The organism is Macrococcus psychrotolerans (assembly GCF_038095555.1).
In the GTDB taxonomy this organism is placed as follows: domain Bacteria; phylum Bacillota; class Bacilli; order Staphylococcales; family Staphylococcaceae; genus Macrococcoides; species Macrococcoides psychrotolerans.
In genome coordinates, this window is record NZ_CP124591.1 from 522,925 (window position 1) to 539,416 (window position 16,492).

Sequence of the window (16,492 nt, forward strand, 5' to 3'; positions counted from 1 at the left end):
AAAATATGTATAACAATCAAAAGGACTGAAAATATGATAGCCGTTAACTGGAATACACAAGAAGACATGACAAATATGTTCTGGAGACAGAATATCTCACAGATGTGGGTAGAATCAGAATTTAAAGTTTCAAAAGATATTGCAAGCTGGAAAGAGTTGACTGAAGATGAAAAGTATACATTCAACCATGCACTTGCTGGTCTCACAGGATTAGATACACATCAAGCGGACGATGGTATGCCACTCATCGGTCTGCATACGAAAGATTTACGTAAAAAAGCAGTTTATTCATTTATGGGGATGATGGAGCAGATCCATGCAAAAAGTTATTCTCATATTTTCACTACGCTCTTACCATCTGCTGAAACGAACGATTTACTTGATAACTGGGTTGTGAATGAACCACATCTAAAGTTTAAATCAGAAAAGATCGTTTCTAGATACCATAAACTTTGGGGCAAAGAAGCAACAATCTATGATCAGTATATGGCACGTGTTGCCAGCGTATTCTTAGAGACATTCTTATTCTATAGTGGATTTTATTATCCACTATACTTAGCTGGTCAAGGTCGCATGACGACGAGTGGAGAGATTATTCGTAAGATTCTGCTAGACGAATCTATTCACGGTGTATTTACAGGATTAGATGCACAAAGTTTACGCAATGAATTAACAGATGATGAGAAATTGCGTGCAGATAAAGAGATGTATGATTTATTAAAGGAACTCTATGCAAATGAAGAGCGTTATACTAAGATGCTGTATGACCGTGTCGGGCTCACAGAGGATGTCTTAAATTATGTACAGTATAACGGTAACAAAGCATTAGCAAACTTAGGATTTGAACCTTATTTTGAAGAGAAAGGCTTCAATCCAATCATTGAGAATGCCTTAAACACTTCTACGAAAAACCACGACTTCTTCAGTGTTAAAGGTGATGGTTATGTCATTGCATTAAACGTAGAAGCATTAACAGACGAAGACTTCCAATTTGAATCTTAATATTTGACGAGCTTGTGACAAATGTCGCAAGCTCTTTTTAAGTACAGTATTTGTCACAAATTGGACATTGCTACAAATATATAAAACAGACATAATTGTAAGCGTATAAATATTGAGGAGGAACATTATGAACGCTAAAAGATTATTGATGATAGGTCTATGCACAGTTGCTTTAGCAGCATGTGGCAAAGAAGAAAAGAAAGAAGGGCATGAAAGGCATGAAAATCATGCAACAACATCTGATAAAAAAGTACAACCGTTAACGGTAGATCTAACTGTACCTGAGCATGTAGAAAAGGGGAAAACAGTAGAAATTAAAGCACTCGTGAAACATGGAAAAGAAAAAGTGAATGATGCTGATGAAGTAATGTTTGAAGTGATTAAAGATGGCGATACAAAAAATTCTGTTAAAGAAAAAGTTAAAGAAGCGAAAGATGGTGTTTACACGTTTACATATAACTTTAAAGAAGATGGCACATATAACATTATTAGCCATGTTACAGCATTTAACCAGCATACAATGCCGAATAAAGAAATAACGATTGGAGATGCTGCACAACAGCATAGTCATCAAGATCACCATCATGCCGGTATGATACATATAATGGATATTAAAGCAGAGAAAGATAAAGAAACAACATTAATGATGCATGTAATGGATGCAGAAGGCAAGCCGTTAACAGAGGCATCTGTTGCAAGATTTGAAGTGAAGACACCTTCTGGAAAGACTGAGTGGGTGGACTTGCAGGAAAGTAAACTCGGAGAATATGAAACAAAACATACATTTGCTGAGAGTGGAAAATATACCGTTACAGCACATGCAGAAAAGCAACCTGACTTTCATGTTCATAATGATACAGAATTTGAAGTGAAATAAGCGCGTCAATAATAAAGAGCTTGAGATATCATACTGTATATCTCAAGCTCTTTTTGGCTAATATTAACTCTTTTTATTATAATGGTTCTCCGATAATTCTTACTTCTGTTTCTAGCGCAATGCCTGAATTTTTATAGACAGTTTCCTGAATGTGGGCAATCATATTTTCGTAATCAGTCGCAGTTCCTTCGTTCACATTTACGATAAAACCAGCATGTTTTTCAGACACTTGCACGCCGCCGATGATGTGACCTTGTAACTGTGCCTCTTGAATAAGTTTACCAGCAAAGTGACCCGGTGGACGTCTAAACACACTGCCGCAAGATGGGTATTCTAGTGGCTGCTTTGATTCTCGACGTTCAGTGAGTATGTCCATTTGTGACTGGATAGACTGAATATCCCCAGGAGCAAGCTTAAAACTAGCTTCAAGTACGACAAAATGTTCTTTTTGGATAATACTAGTACGGTAGTCAAGTTCTAATGCCTGATTATCAAGTGAGATGATTTCACCCTCATGGTTAATGACTAAAGCATGATCAATCACATCCTTAATTTCACCGCCATAAGCTCCAGCGTTCATAAATACAGCACCGCCAACAGAGCCTGGAATACCACACGCAAATTCAAGACCGGTTAAATGATGGTCTCTTGCAGTTCTGCTAACATCGATAATCGCTGCACCACTGCTGGCAGTTATACACTGCCCATTAACTTTTATTTTGGTAAGGTTAAGTAGACTGATAACAATGCCTCTAATGCCACCATCTCGAATGATAATATTTGAACCATTTCCTAAAAATGTAACTGGGATATCATTTTGTTTAGCTACATTTAATGCGGCCTGTACCTCTGCATAGTTTGTCGGTATGACATATATATCAGCATTGCCACCAGTTTTCGTATAAGTATATTTCTTTAATGGTTCATTGATTTTTATATGTTCTGACTGAATAGATTTCTTCAGCTGATCGACTATAGTATGTAATTGCATAAATGTTCGCCCTTTCATTGAATTCATTCCTCATTATAGCAAAGGATAGCATAATTAGACAGAAAGACATTGATGAAACCATGACGATTTTTCATCTTCATATTGTTTCAAGTTGAGATGTGCATCAATCTTCTGTTTAAAATGATTATATTCCGTAATATGATTCAGTAAATAGCGTTGCCCTTCCAAATATTGAACTTGTTTTTTACTATCTTTCTCAACAATATGAAGTCGAACTTGTTCATTAAGTGTTTTAAGACTATCAAACTGAGAAAAGACACATTTTTTCTTATATGGATGATGTAATCTATAAAATCCTGATAAGTTTAAACGTTTTTCATCCAATGTCGTTATTTCATGAAGTCGCTTCACAATTACAAGAATATCGATAATTCCTGAAGTATTTGCTCCTTCAATTGCAGTTGAGCCGATATGATATGTTTTAATCACTGGTGAATCGAGCAGGTTTAATAAACTTTGCTGTATTATTTTGTACTCTGATACATAGCGATCAGGGGAATAGTTGATAAAATTATTAGGTTTTACTTTCATTTTAAATCTTCCTTTCAAGTTTGAAAAAATAAATCATGTTTTCATTCTAATCATTTTTAGGTATAATATTGATATCTAAGGAGAGCCGATATGAATAAAATTAATATATTTATATATTTAATAATGAGTATATCAATTATTCTTGCAGCGTGTGGGGATAAAGTGACATCTGATATTAAAAATTATAAAGCGGAAATGCATGATGTACAATCAGAAGAAAAGAAGCTTGTACATGAATTGGATAAACTAGGTTTAGATAAAGCTGATCAATTGCTCGGATCGGAAGTAACAGAAGAAAAGAAAAAGAAGTTGAAGTTAATTGAAGAATCGATACATAACAAGATAAGACCTCAGTTGAAAGTTTATGAACAAAAAGTGAAAGCCATTAACCCTGAAACCTCTGAAGTAAAGGAAGTTCATAACATTTATAAAAGAAATTTAATCAAGAAAAAACAGTTTATTCTGGATCTGGAACACTATATGAAGTTGTTTAATCAATCGATTCAATCTAATGAAAAGATACTTCAGTATACGGAAGTATTTGAAAAAAATAAGGCTTTAAGTGAACAATATGCAAATCAAGTTTCAGCCAATGGGAAAGACGCAAAGGAATACGAACTATTAGCGGATGTTATTAATGACAATAGTGAGCAGCTTAAAAACAAAGTTGAATATTTATCAACTGATGCAACGGTTAAACAAAAGCAGCAGTATATTGAAAGTAAACTACTCCCATTTCTAAAATCGAATATTGACAAACTTAATCAGACTCAGATCTCTTCAAAAAATGTATTGGGTATGCGTAAAGCAACAATTGAAATTTATTATAGCCTGATGAATTATTATAGAGAACGTAAGCTTGCGATGAATATTGAAACCAAGTTACAAAATATGCCGATTCAAGATATTCTGAAAAACACAAAATATATCCAGTCAATCGATGATGAATATTATGAAGCATTAGGAAAGCTAGAAGAAAAAAATAAATGATACCATTATAAGGTATCATTTATTTTTTTAAATATTGTTGTTCCTTCTGTTTCTTTGATATGATGATGTTTTTAGAAATTACTGTAAGCACCCAGATGATAAATGCAGCAATAATGATGAATGAAAGTCCACTATGATTTTTGAAATCAATGACAAACAATACTACGTAAATAAACAGACATAAATTAATAGTATCTACGAAAGTCCAGCGTTTTAATGGATATTTTTGATTCATTATAACCTCCAATAAAGATATTTATTTCATTATATCATGTGTATTATATTAAGATAGGGGTATAATAAATATTAATGCGATTGCTAAATACGTAGAAGCGTGATATATTTTATCTTTGAAGGCACAGATAGGTGGAAAAATAAGATGATGATTAAAATTAATACAATCGAGCAGTTCGAGAAGTTATTAGAAGAACATACGAATGTATATTTCCTGAAACACTCTGACACTTGTCCGATCTCTGCAAGTGCATATGACCAGTTCGAGAACTTTATGTATGAAAGAGATATTAATGGTTATTACTTAATTGTTCAGCAGGCTAGAGAACTTTCAGACTATATTGCTGATTTAACTAAAGTAAAGCATGAATCTCCTCAAGCTTTTTATTTCTCAGATAAAACTGTGAAATGGCATGACAGTCATAGAAATATTACAATAGCAAATCTTTCTAAAGCAGAAGAATAGAATGTACGATGCTTTATCAAAACAATCGATAACTAATAGAATTTCTATTAGTTATTTATTTTGGAGGAAACGATGAAGATATTAATAGCGATGGATACTTTCTTTAATACGTTGTATTCTCAACATGCGAATCAGTATGTATATGACGGGATAGAGACAGAAGATGCAAATGTAGTGATGGTACCATTATTTGAGAGCGATAAAAATATGATTGATGCTCTGCTCACATGGGAAAAAGGCGCGAAACTCTCACAGCAAGTATATAATGGCAATTTAGTTGAAACAGATATTCAAGTCGCACGTGTTGCTCACGATACAATGCTAATTGATGCAGGACAGTTCTTAAATAGTGAAGTGCCTGAAGAAACGTCAAGTTACGGACTTGGTCAGATGCTGATGAATGGTTTGGATATGGGAATGACATCCTTTATTATCTCGTTAGGAAATGTTGCAGTATTCGATGCAGGTGCAGGGATGCTACAGGCATTAGGTGCTAAGTTCTATGATCGAGATCACCAGTTGATTGATAGTGTGATGCATCAAGGGCTGCTTAAATTTGTACGTTACATGCATTTTGATGATATGGATTCAAGATTAAAACATGTGAACTTCAAAATTATTTCTGACCATAAATATCATAATTACGGAAAAAAAAGTCAAGTCAGTGCGCAGGACTATGCTTTTGACGTTAAGCAACGAGTAGATAATAGTATATGGTATATGCTACAGCAATTTAAAAAGCACGGCTTAGATTATACATACTCTCCATATGGAGGGGATGGTGGAGCGCTTAGAACAATCTTTGAACAATACTTTAAAGCAGATATCAGAACTTCCGCACAACTCATCTTTGAACGAACGCATATTGAATCTTTATTAGAAGAAGCAGATGTGATTATTTATGGTGGAGGAAGTAACGAAGAGACATCAGGCTCATTGATCGTCAGTGAAATCAACAATCGCATCGATGAAAGTAAGCAATATATTTATCTTTCTGCAGGCAAACAATTTCTTGCGCATCATATAAAGGATAGCGTCGTACCACTAAATGTCTATCCAGAAGTTACTGAGCTTACAGAAGATATACAGATCGGATTACAGTTGCAGCAAGCTATTCAAAGTATCATGAAATTAAGTAAGTAATATAAGACCCGAACAGTGTAGACATAAATTATGCCTGCGTTGTTCGGGTCTTGTTATAGTGATGAGGATGTTGAAGCTTAAGCTTTCTCTTCAAACTTCTGTAATATACCAACGATATTCATAACAGCACGTTCCATATCATCAACAGAGACGTATTCATATGGGCCATGATAATTTTCTCCACCTGTAAATAAGTTTGGTGTAGGTAAACCCATATATGATAACTGACTGCCATCAGTACCCCCACGAATCGGTTCAACAATTGGTTCTATGTTTAATGATTTCATTACTTCAAGTGGGATATCTATAAGCTGTGGATGTGGTGTAATTTTCTCGCCCATATTATAATACTGATCATTAATCTCGATATGCGCAGCTTGTTCACCATATTCTTTCTGTATAGACGTTATGATGTCACGCATCGTTACTTTACGTGCTTCAAACTGCTCACGAGAATGATCTCTTATAATATATGAAAGTTGTGCACGTTCAACATTTCCATTCAACTCCATCAAATGGAAGAAGCCTTCATAACCTTCTGTATGTTCCGGTACTTCGTTTGCCGGTAAAGAAGACTGGAAGCGTACTGCAAGGTTGAGCGCATTCACCATTTTATCTTTAGCGCTTCCCGGATGCACATTTACCCCGTTAAACGTAATATTGACGCCTGCTGCATTAAAACTTTCATATTGTAGTTCTCCACGACGGCCTCCGTCGATCGTATATGCAAAATCACAACCAAAACGTTCTACGTCAAAGTTATGCGGCCCGCGTCCGATTTCTTCATCTGGAGTAAAGCCGAAACGAATCTTGCCGTGTTTGATCTCAGGGTGGGCAATCAAGTATTCTATTGCTGTCATAATTTCAGCGATACCTGCTTTGTTATCCGCCCCAAGCAATGTAGTACCATCTGTCGTAATTAATGTGTGTCCTTTGTAAAGCGAGAGTTCTGGGAACTTTTCAGTTTCAATCTTAAGCCCACTCTTTAAAGTGATAGCATCACCATCATAAGATTGAATAATCTGAGGATTAACATTTGTTCCAGTGAAATCTGTAGCTGTATCTACATGTGCTAACAGACCGATAACAGGAACTTCTTTATCAGTATTGGATGGCAATGTTGCAAATAAGTAACCAAATTCATCGATATCCGTTTCAAGACCTAATTGCTCAATTTCCTGTTTAAGCTGATTAAGAAGATTCCACTGTTTATCCGTTGATGGTGTTGTTGTACTAGAAGCATCGGACTGTGTATCGATAACAACATAAGAAGTAAGTCTATCAATTAGTTTTTCTTTCATCTGTATTCCTCCTGTCTTCATTATTATTATTCTATACTTAAAATGAATATGTGTCATGAATAAACTACGAAATCCGAAAGAAAAATTTTAAAAAACTAGGAACGTTTATTTAACATCAAACGTTCCTAGTTTTTTTATTCTTATGTTTAAAATGTTTATACATTTTCATAGTCGTTAAAAATAGCATTTCCGCAATCAATAGACCAAATGCAATTGCGCCAGAAGATAATGTCGCCTGACTCCCTTTAATAATTGCTTCACTAAAATCAGAGATAATCAGGTTCTTTGTTGCATCGTAAGCGACACCACCGGGAACGAGTGGTATGATACCTGATACATTAAAGATGATAACAGGACGTTTATAAATTCGTGCAAGAATATGTGCACATAGACTAAGAGCGAAGCTTCCAAGGAATATACTCACAGCATCAGATAATCCATTTGAATTCGCAATGTAATAGACAATCCAGCCAATGGCACCAACAAATCCACAAGCAATAAGTAATTTTCTTGGCGCATTAAAGATAATCGAGAAGAATAAAGTCGCGAAAAAACTGATGAAAGTTTGAAAAATGATCATATTGTACCTCCAAAGATGATGAAGATCACGCCGACACCTGCACCAATTGCGAAAGCGGTAAGCGCCGCTTCTACACCTTTAGTAATACCGGCAATGAGCTGACCTGCCATCATATCACGAATTGCATTTGTGATTGGGACCCCTGGTACAAGGGGCATAACACCCGATATGATGATTTTATCGAGCGATTCACTGAAAAAGTACTGCACACATGCGATGGCAATTAAAGCAATCACGACTGAACCTGCAAACTCAGCGAAAAAACGAATCTTAAAATATGCTCCTATACGCTCACAAATATAATATCCAGCGAGTCCGCTAATAAATGCAGGTATTGCATCTGACGGGCTACCGTCAAACATAAATAGAAACAGTAAGGATACAATACCTGAAGACAAAACTTTAAGCCAGAATTTGTATTGAAGGTTTTCTTTATCTAATATAGACAGTGCCATCTTTGCGGATTCTAAAGAAACTTTTCCTGATGTAATCGCTCGTGAGATTTCATTGACTTCTGAAATCTTTTCGAGGTCGGTAGTACGGTCTGATACACGATATAAGCGTGTCGAACTTTTTTCGTTAAGAGAGAAGATGATCGCAGTAGGTGTTACAAAACTATGCGTGTTATGAAGTCCGTAAAATTCTGCGATTCGCGTCATCGTATCTTCCACCCGATAGGTTTCTGCTCCTGACTCGAGAAGGATTCTACCTGCAAGCATTGCAACATCTTTTACTTTTTGTTCATCGTAAAGTTGATTTGAAAGCATCTTTTTCTCCTTTTTACTTAATGATAGGGTTGAACATAATCGTATTTGCTCCTTGTTTTTTCGCAGCATGCAACATTTCATCTGCTTCTTTAAAGATTTTACGATGTGTCTTAATTTCAGATCTTGGAATATATCCGACTCCAATTGTTACTGTAAGATGAATCGTTTCTCTATTTTGCAGGTGGAACGTAGAGTTTATTACACCGTTTTTTATGCTTTCTGCAATCTTTACTGTATCATTTAATGACTTGTCATTAAAGATAACTGAGAATTCTTCGCCGCCATTTCTGAAGATTTTAGATTGATCAGGAACATAGTTGTTTAGAACTTGCGACATTTGTTTTAATACTGCATCTCCAGCATCATGACCAAACTTATCATTGACCTCTTTAAAGTCATCGATATCGATAAGTAATAGTGAAAGTGACTGTTTTTGCTCAGAGGACTGGCGGCTGATGACGTTTAAATATCTGTCAAATGCACGCACATTTCCTAAGCCGGTTAAATAATCCACGACATGTTCTTTGTTGAAGCGACTCAGCATTTTCTGTACACGCCATATATCCACAAACATCACGCTCGAACTTAAAGATAGTATGAAACTGGAAATAATCAAAAGTATCATCTCATTAATGATAAACATCTGTTTAATCCAGGTATATACTGCGATGATTAAGATACTGATTAAATTCAGCACTTGAATAGCTTGTATGTCCTGTAATTTGATGAACGGTCCAATCATGCTCACTACAGTAGCGATGATCAGCAAATAGAGTGAAGAAGGAAATGACGTTCCTAATAGATATATATCTACTACAACAATAATGCATGCACTTAAAAATGTATAAAAAAAGTTTGTAAATCTACCGAGAAAAAGTAGAGGAACAAAGGCAAGGTTGAACGAAATTTCTTTATAGCCAATCGGATACGTCAATAACAGTATAGCGATAGTGGTCATGAGTAGTGCGATATAAGGTTTCTTGAAGATGATTTCCCTATCTTCAAAAAACTGAATTCTATGGAATAAGTAAATACCACTGACAGTTACAGCGATATTATAGATAATTGCTTCAATCATATAAGTTCTCCTTCCTATTTTGAGCGGTATATTTTTGCAGCGCTGAACCCTCGTCCTATTATTTCAGAAGTGTTAATAAAGATTACGAAAGAATCTGGTTCTTCTTCTGTTATCAGATTTTTAAAATAAATTGCTTCTGTTTGTTCCATGACAGAAAACAATATGGTTTTACCATTGCGGTCAAAGCCACCAAAGGCATTGACAGAGGTTACACCACGCTCAATTTTATTGTGAATAATATCTATCACTTGTGCTTCCTTTGAAGTAATGATAAAAACAAGTTTGTTGTCACCAGTTCTAAGTTGAACGATATCTATTACTTTACTTGTAACAAATATAGAAATTAATGCATATAATGCAAGTTCGAAATTAAATACAAAAGCACTTAAAATTACGACAAACGCATCGACAACGAGCTGTGCATATCCACTTGATAGACCGCTATACTTTCTGACGATCTGAGCAAGGGTCGCTGTCCCACCTGTAGAACCGTTTCCTCTATAGACAAGTCCAAGCCCGATACCGAGCACGATACCACCATAGAGTGAAGCTAATAATGCATCTTTAGTGCCGTATTGTACAATATCTTGTGTTAAAAAAATTGTAAGTGGCACGAGGAACGTTGCAATTAAAGTCTTCAGGCTAAACGAACGGCCTAATGCAAACCAACCAATTATAAAAATAGGTAAGTTGAAGATAAACTGCACAATCGACGGGTCTAGATGGAATAGGTGATTAAGGATTGTACTTAAACCTGAAATCCCACCTGCAGCAATCTTGCCAGGTAACAAAAATAGATTGTAGCTTATGCCTACAATAATCGACCCGATTAAAGTATAGAGAATATCCATTATTGTTCTGTTCAATTGCATATTATCCTCTCCATCCATTAAAAAATAAGCAAAGCAAGATGCTTTGCGTAAATAATTTCATAATTAGACCTTAACCGTCTTATTATGAAATAAATAAAATGCATAGTCAATTATTACTTATTATAGAAATTAATTGATAACATCATTAATTGTGATATTATTAAGAAGAATGAATTCAAGAGGTGTACACATGCTCACATTAAAACTAATCATTATAACAGCATTATTCTCTTTCGTACTTACACCTATAATTATCAGATTTTCATACTTCATTGGTGCTGTCGATAAACCCAATTACCGTAAAGTACATACTAAACCAGTATCGATGCTGGGTGGGGTGATAATCCTATGTGCATTTTTGTTCGGTTTATGGATTGGACAGCCAGTTGAAAAAGAAATATATCCAATTATTATCGGTGCGATACTCATACAAATAACGGGCCTTATTGATGATTTTATTGATCTTCCGGCTATAATCAAGCTCATTGCACAAATCGGGGTTGCAACAATCGTCGTCTATCACGGAATTACGTTAGACTTGATTACTTTACCATTCGGTATCGTCATTGAATTTGGAATATTTAGTATTCCAATGACAATACTATGGATTGTAGCTGTAACAAATGCAATCAATCTTGTTGATGGTCTAGATGGTCTTGCAGCAGGAGTTTCCGGTATTGCCTTAGCGACGATAGGGTTTATCGCCATCATTCAGCAGAATATATTTATCATGATGCTCTGTAGTGTACTCATCGGAGCATTACTCGGCTTCTTGAAATATAACTTTTATCCGGCACGTATCTTTCTTGGAGATAACGGTGCGTTAATGCTAGGATTTATTATCGGTGTCCTTAGTCTTCTTGGGTTTAAGAATATCACGTTAATTTCTCTGTTCTTCCCTGTCATTATCCTTGCAGTGCCGTTTATCGATATGTCGTTTGCAATGATTCGTAGATATAGACAAGGCAAGCCGATTATGCAGGCAGATAAGTCACATCTGCATCACAAATTACTGCAGCTTGGTTATACGCATCCTCAGACAGTGATGCTCATCTATTCAATTGCAGCATTGTTTAGCGTTGCCTCAGTCATCTTATATCTATCCTCAGTGTGGGGTGCGATATTAATCGTGCTGCTGTTGATTATCACGATTGAATTAATCGTTGAATTTACTGGATTAATAGATGATACCCATCAGCCATTACTCAACTTCATGCGCAGCATTATAAAGAAATAACATCTAGAGCACTCTAGATGTTATTTCTGATGTCGAATGGGAGCATCAGTTCAGATTTCACTTGGATAACTGGGAGGCCTTGTGTGAGTTCTGTAACAAAGTTAATGAATTCATCTTTATCTTCAGAAACAAGTTGTACGTCATATATCACTTTATCTGTATATGTTTGATTTATGATGATAAATTTGTCGTCGATGGCGTGTTCAAACTTTCCCGAGAGCTCATAGGGTAATGTTACCTGAATCATCAGCCCGTTTTTATAGATTACTTTACCAGCTAGCTGAATCGCTTCAGACACCCTACCTTGATAAGCGCGGATTAAACCACCACTGCCAAGCTTGATACCACCGAAGTAACGTGTGACAATGGCCACAACGTTATGGATGTCATTTTTCTTCAAAGATTCTAACATCGGTACGCCTGCAGTACCACTAGGTTCGCCATCATCATTTGCTTTTTGAATCTGGTGGCTGTCACCGACTGTATAAGCTGAGCAATTGTGAGTAGCATCTTTATGTAATGCTTTTATCTCGTCAATCTTTGCCTTTGCCTCATCTTCGTTTTCGACTTTAAATAGATATGTAATAAATCGTGATTTATTAATCACTGTTTCTTGTTCAATATTCTGCTTAATTGTGATAAAGTTTTTCAAGTAGGTCACCTCTTTATATTATAATCATTATTTTAACAAAAATTTTAAAATTCTATCATATATCTTTATCCTTTATTTTTATTTATAAACTGTATAGAATATAAAATGGGATGTATTGGAATGGAGGGTATAAATGAAAACGGCAATAATTACTGATTCAACGAGCTATCTTTCACAGGAAATGATCGATCGTTATGATATACGCGTAATTTCACTGAATGTAATATTCAAAGATCAAGTCTTTGTTGAAGCTGAATATGCTGCAACGCAGTTCTACGAGCGTATGCGTTCTGAGAGACAGCTTCCTACGACAAGTCAGCCAACAACAGGCGAATATATTACATTACTAGAACAGCTGAAATCTGATGGTTATACGGATTGTATTGCGATACATTTATCAAGCGGGATCAGTGGAACATATCAGAATGCAATTACTGCAGGAGAGATGGTAGAAGGCATCAATATGCATGCCTTTGACAGTGAAATTGCGTGTATGGTAGCAGGTATGTATACACTTCGTGCAGCTGAGCTTAAGGATATATTATCACCACAACAAATTATCGAAGAATTAAAGCTGTTAAGAGCACATTCAAATGCTTATCTTCTGGTTGATGACTTGAAGAATCTTCAAAAAGGTGGTCGGCTTAATGGTGCACAGGCAATTATAGGAAGTATGCTGCAAGTAAAACCGATATTATATTTTGAAGATAAGATCATAGTTCCTTATGATAAAGTTCGCACGAAGAAAAAAGCAGTGCAGTTCGTCCAGAATAAAATTAAACAAGAAGTGGCTGCGCCAGCTACACTTGTAGTCATACATGCCAACGCAGAGGAAGAAGCAGAAGTGATCATGCAACATTTGAAATCTCAGTTTCCGGATGCAGATGTCATTAAAAGTTATTTCGGTCCGGTTATCGGTACGCATGTTGGAGAAAAAGCACTTGGTATTGGCTATGTACACCATAAGTTTGAATTTTTTCAGTAAAGTCTTTCATATTATTATTATTTCAGCACACTTATTTAAGTGTGCTTATTTTTATGGAGGTAAATATGCTGCAATATATAACTGATAATGCTGATATTCCTTCTGTAATAAAAAAAGGAAATAAATATCACTGTAACTATTGTCTGAACGATAAACAATATTTGTTTCATAGCTATTATCACGAAGGAATAGACAAGGAGATTGTATATTGTCGCACCTGTCTCTCTCATTATGCGACAACGAAAAACTTTATAGCACTTGAACCATGTCAGAAGAAGGCAGAAGTTGTAACACTACATCTCCCGTTCGAACTTACAGCCCAGCAAAAGCGTGCGAGTGATTATATTGTAGGACAGTTTCATAAGAATCAAGATAGTCTGCTCTATGCTGTGACGGGTGCAGGTAAGACAGAAATGATGTTGCAGGCAGTTGTTGAAGCTAGAAAGGAAGGATGTAACGTTGCGATTGCAGCACCGAGAACTGACGTTGTAAAAGAATTAGCACTACGCATGCAGGAATATATGCCAAGAATACAGATTGATGTGCTGTACGGAGGTCATCAGGGGCTAACAGCAGGTCGCCTCGTCGTTACAACTGTGCAGCAGCTTATTCAGTTCAATGAGCATTTTGAATTAATTATCGTGGATGAAATTGATGCCTTCCCGATGAGCTACGATCCACGCCTGTCAGAAGTACTTAAACGAGCTATGCATGAAAAAGGAACAATCATCTATCTGTCAGCCACACCACCAGCACATTTAATGAAGCTCCCTCATATTTATTTACCGTCACGATATCATAATCGTCCCTTGCCGCTACCGAAACTTCACTATTACAAAATTAATAGCAGATCGTTAGAACAGAAACTTAAAGATATTGTTAATACGACGCTCATCTTCTTTAATGATATTAAGCAAATGGAAAAATATTATGCTGCGCTTCCTGAATCTCTACAAGCGGATGGGACGATTGTTTACTCAAATGATGATGAACGCCATGATAAGGTAGAAGCCATTCGATGTGGAGAATATCGCTTCATATTTACAACGACCATATTGGAGCGTGGATTTACGCAAGAGAACTTATCGGTCTGGGTCATCAATAGTGAACGGTTCACGTGGGACAGCCTCGTACAGATTGCAGGCAGGGTCGATAGAAAAGGGGCAAGTATGAATGGAGAAGTCGTCTTCTTTCACGAAGGCCTAAGCGGCCATATGACGAGAGCGATACAAACAATTAAAAGGATGAATAAAAAGCATGGTCAATCGATGTCTGCAGTGTGAAGAGCTGATACCACTCACCCTTACAATTAATACATTATTCCATAAGCCGAAGTTTTTATGTGAACAGTGTACCGCATCATTTACGAAGATGGATACGAGACGTTGTGAACACTGTCATAAAAAACTTGCTGAGGATGAAATGGAATGCAGAGACTGCCTATTTCTTGCAAAATTAAATGTAAAAATAGAAAAAATTTATACTATTGCTGATTACACGCCCTTTGTAAAATCTATGATCTTACAGTATAAAGGACTGGGTGACTATATCCTTAGCAAGGCATTTGCGGAAATATTATTACTCCATTACTCAGCGCACTTCTTTAAAAAGTATGACCATATCATCGCGATGCCGATATCAAAAACGCGACTGCACGATAGAGGATTCAATCAAGTTGCTGCAATATTAGACGCAGCACAAATACTCCATCATGATGTGTTAGGAACGCATTATCGCGATAAGCAGTCCAGAATGACGAAGAAAGAACGCCTGCAGCAAACCAACCCTTTCTATATGAAACAACCGCTAAAACCAGGAGCACGTATATTACTAATAGATGATATTTATACGACAGGTTTAACTGTGCATCAGGCAGCGAGTGTATTATTATCCAATAAAGATTGTCGAGTAGAGGTGTTAGCGTTTGCAAGAGCCTGAATATTTGGTAAAATAGAGTTAGGAAGAAACATCATAAGAATAGTTTCAAAAGGAGCGATGCTTTATGTTTAGATTTGAAATTCATGGTGACAACATCACTGTAACGGATGCAATCAGAAATTATATCGAGGAGAAGCTTAGCAAACTTGAAAGATACTTCACGAACGTGCCGGAAGCGAATGCACATGTGAAGATTAAAACTTATCAAGACGGTAAATCTAAAGTAGAAGTTACGATTCCTCTTAAAAATGTGACATTGCGTGCAGAAGAACGTCATAATGATTTGTATGCTGCAGTCGACTTAATCGTTGAGAAATTAGAACGTCAAATGCGTAAACATAAAACGAAAGTAAACCGTAAATTCCGTGAAAAAGGTGTGGAAAATGATATTTTCCCTGTATTGCCTGGTACTGAACCTGAAGAGGAAAAAGGGGATGAAATCGAAATCATTCGTTCTAAGCAATTTGATCTTAAACCGATGGATGCAGAAGAAGCCGTGTTGCAGATGAATATGTTAGGTCATGATTTCTTCATCTTCAATGATGGTGAAACAAACGAAACAAATATTGTTTACAAACGTAAAGATGGTAAGTATGGATTAATCGAGACATCAGTTGAGCGATAGTGAGTGAAGAAAGAAGTCGGAACCTCAGTTCCGGCTTCTTTCTTTGCATGTCCTGTATTTTGCTATAGCTCATAACGCTTTTGTCATAACCTTGTTGACGGTATTCCAAAAGCTGAGCTTACGACAGAATCCAGGCCATGCAGAAAACACAAACCATTTTCTTTGCATATCCTGTATTTTGCTATAGCTCATAACGCTTTTG

Annotated in this window: 19 protein-coding genes; 10 read left to right on the forward strand and 9 right to left on the reverse strand. The window is 36.2% G+C overall.

Annotated elements, in window-relative coordinates; translation table 11 throughout:
- Positions 1-33: 33 nt before the first annotated feature.
- Complete coding sequence (gene nrdF / locus QA539_RS02715; RefSeq protein WP_283721819.1) at positions 34-1,002, forward strand: class 1b ribonucleoside-diphosphate reductase subunit beta; 969 nt, start codon at positions 34-36, stop codon at positions 1,000-1,002.
- Between the two features lie 127 nt (positions 1,003-1,129).
- Complete coding sequence (locus tag QA539_RS02720; RefSeq protein WP_419895402.1) at positions 1,130-1,879, forward strand: FixH family protein; 750 nt, start codon at positions 1,130-1,132, stop codon at positions 1,877-1,879.
- Positions 1,880-1,955: 76 nt separating this feature from the next.
- On the opposite strand, the gene murB is transcribed toward QA539_RS02720, so the two are convergent.
- Positions 1,956-2,870: a UDP-N-acetylmuramate dehydrogenase gene (gene murB, locus QA539_RS02725; RefSeq protein WP_413474199.1), complete on the reverse strand. Its 915-nt coding sequence runs from the start codon at positions 2,868-2,870 to the stop codon at positions 1,956-1,958.
- A gap of 54 nt (positions 2,871-2,924) precedes the next feature.
- Complete coding sequence (locus QA539_RS02730; protein WP_219494051.1) at positions 2,925-3,422, reverse strand: GrpB family protein; 498 nt, start codon at positions 3,420-3,422, stop codon at positions 2,925-2,927.
- Between the two features lie 90 nt (positions 3,423-3,512).
- Between QA539_RS02730 and QA539_RS02735 the strand changes: the two genes are divergently transcribed.
- A complete protein-coding gene (locus QA539_RS02735) occupies positions 3,513-4,412 on the forward strand; it encodes an EMYY motif lipoprotein (protein WP_219494053.1) in 900 nt (299 codons plus the stop codon).
- A gap of 19 nt (positions 4,413-4,431) precedes the next feature.
- On the opposite strand, the gene QA539_RS02740 is transcribed toward QA539_RS02735, so the two are convergent.
- Entirely contained in the window at positions 4,432-4,647 is a 216-nt protein-coding gene (locus QA539_RS02740; RefSeq protein WP_219494055.1) for a hypothetical protein, read from the reverse strand.
- 144 nt (positions 4,648-4,791) lie between these two features.
- Between QA539_RS02740 and ytxJ the strand changes: the two genes are divergently transcribed.
- Positions 4,792-5,112 (forward strand): bacillithiol system redox-active protein YtxJ, encoded by a 321-nt coding sequence (ytxJ, locus tag QA539_RS02745; RefSeq protein ID WP_219494056.1) that lies wholly within the window; start codon positions 4,792-4,794, stop codon positions 5,110-5,112.
- A 72-nt stretch (positions 5,113-5,184) separates the two neighbouring features.
- A complete protein-coding gene (locus QA539_RS02750) occupies positions 5,185-6,255 on the forward strand; it encodes a glycerate kinase (RefSeq protein WP_219494058.1) in 1,071 nt (356 codons plus the stop codon).
- A gap of 77 nt (positions 6,256-6,332) precedes the next feature.
- Here QA539_RS02750 and pepT read toward each other — a convergent pair whose 3' ends face one another.
- From pepT to QA539_RS02775, 5 genes are all read right to left on the reverse strand, one after another.
- The gene (gene pepT / locus QA539_RS02755) at positions 6,333-7,556 is read right to left on the reverse strand and encodes a peptidase T (protein WP_419895403.1); all 1,224 of its coding nucleotides are present in this window, start codon (positions 7,554-7,556) and stop codon (positions 6,333-6,335) included.
- Between the two features lie 115 nt (positions 7,557-7,671).
- On the reverse strand, positions 7,672-8,136 hold the full coding sequence (locus QA539_RS02760) for a threonine/serine exporter family protein (RefSeq protein WP_419895404.1): 465 nt from the start codon (positions 8,134-8,136) through the stop codon (positions 7,672-7,674).
- Positions 8,133-8,903 (reverse strand): threonine/serine exporter family protein, encoded by a 771-nt coding sequence (locus QA539_RS02765; protein ID WP_120786624.1) that lies wholly within the window; start codon positions 8,901-8,903, stop codon positions 8,133-8,135. Before QA539_RS02765 ends, QA539_RS02760 begins: the two co-directional genes overlap by 4 nt.
- A gap of 13 nt (positions 8,904-8,916) precedes the next feature.
- Positions 8,917-9,981, reverse strand: a complete 1,065-nt coding sequence (gene gdpS / locus QA539_RS02770; protein WP_219494062.1) for a GGDEF domain-containing protein GdpS — start codon at positions 9,979-9,981, stop codon at positions 8,917-8,919.
- A gap of 14 nt (positions 9,982-9,995) precedes the next feature.
- Positions 9,996-10,853, reverse strand: a complete 858-nt coding sequence (locus QA539_RS02775) for a YitT family protein (RefSeq protein WP_419895405.1) — start codon at positions 10,851-10,853, stop codon at positions 9,996-9,998.
- Between the two features lie 190 nt (positions 10,854-11,043).
- Here QA539_RS02775 and QA539_RS02780 point away from each other — a divergent pair, with 190 nt between their 5' ends.
- On the forward strand, positions 11,044-12,090 hold the full coding sequence (locus QA539_RS02780) for a glycosyltransferase family 4 protein (RefSeq protein ID WP_219494066.1): 1,047 nt from the start codon (positions 11,044-11,046) through the stop codon (positions 12,088-12,090).
- 13 nt (positions 12,091-12,103) lie between these two features.
- On the opposite strand, the gene QA539_RS02785 is transcribed toward QA539_RS02780, so the two are convergent.
- The gene (locus tag QA539_RS02785; RefSeq protein ID WP_219494068.1) at positions 12,104-12,742 is read right to left on the reverse strand and encodes a YigZ family protein; all 639 of its coding nucleotides are present in this window, start codon (positions 12,740-12,742) and stop codon (positions 12,104-12,106) included.
- 133 nt (positions 12,743-12,875) lie between these two features.
- On the opposite strand from QA539_RS02785, the gene fakB1 reads away from it, so the two are divergent.
- The 4 genes from fakB1 to hpf all read left to right on the forward strand — a co-directional run bounded on the left by fakB1 (position 12,876) and on the right by hpf (position 16,290).
- Positions 12,876-13,727 carry a fatty acid kinase binding subunit FakB1 gene (gene fakB1, locus QA539_RS02790; protein WP_419895406.1) on the forward strand — a complete coding sequence of 284 codons (852 nt, stop codon included), beginning with the start codon at positions 12,876-12,878 and terminating at the stop codon, positions 13,725-13,727.
- Positions 13,728-13,792: 65 nt separating this feature from the next.
- Complete coding sequence (locus QA539_RS02795; protein WP_419895407.1) at positions 13,793-15,010, forward strand: DEAD/DEAH box helicase; 1,218 nt, start codon at positions 13,793-13,795, stop codon at positions 15,008-15,010.
- Entirely contained in the window at positions 14,985-15,665 is a 681-nt protein-coding gene (locus QA539_RS02800) for a ComF family protein (protein WP_219494074.1), read from the forward strand. Before QA539_RS02795 ends, QA539_RS02800 begins: the two co-directional genes overlap by 26 nt.
- 64 nt (positions 15,666-15,729) lie before the next feature.
- Positions 15,730-16,290, forward strand: a complete 561-nt coding sequence (gene hpf, locus QA539_RS02805; RefSeq protein WP_219494076.1) for a ribosome hibernation-promoting factor, HPF/YfiA family — start codon at positions 15,730-15,732, stop codon at positions 16,288-16,290.
- The last annotated feature ends 202 nt before the right edge of the window (positions 16,291-16,492 follow it).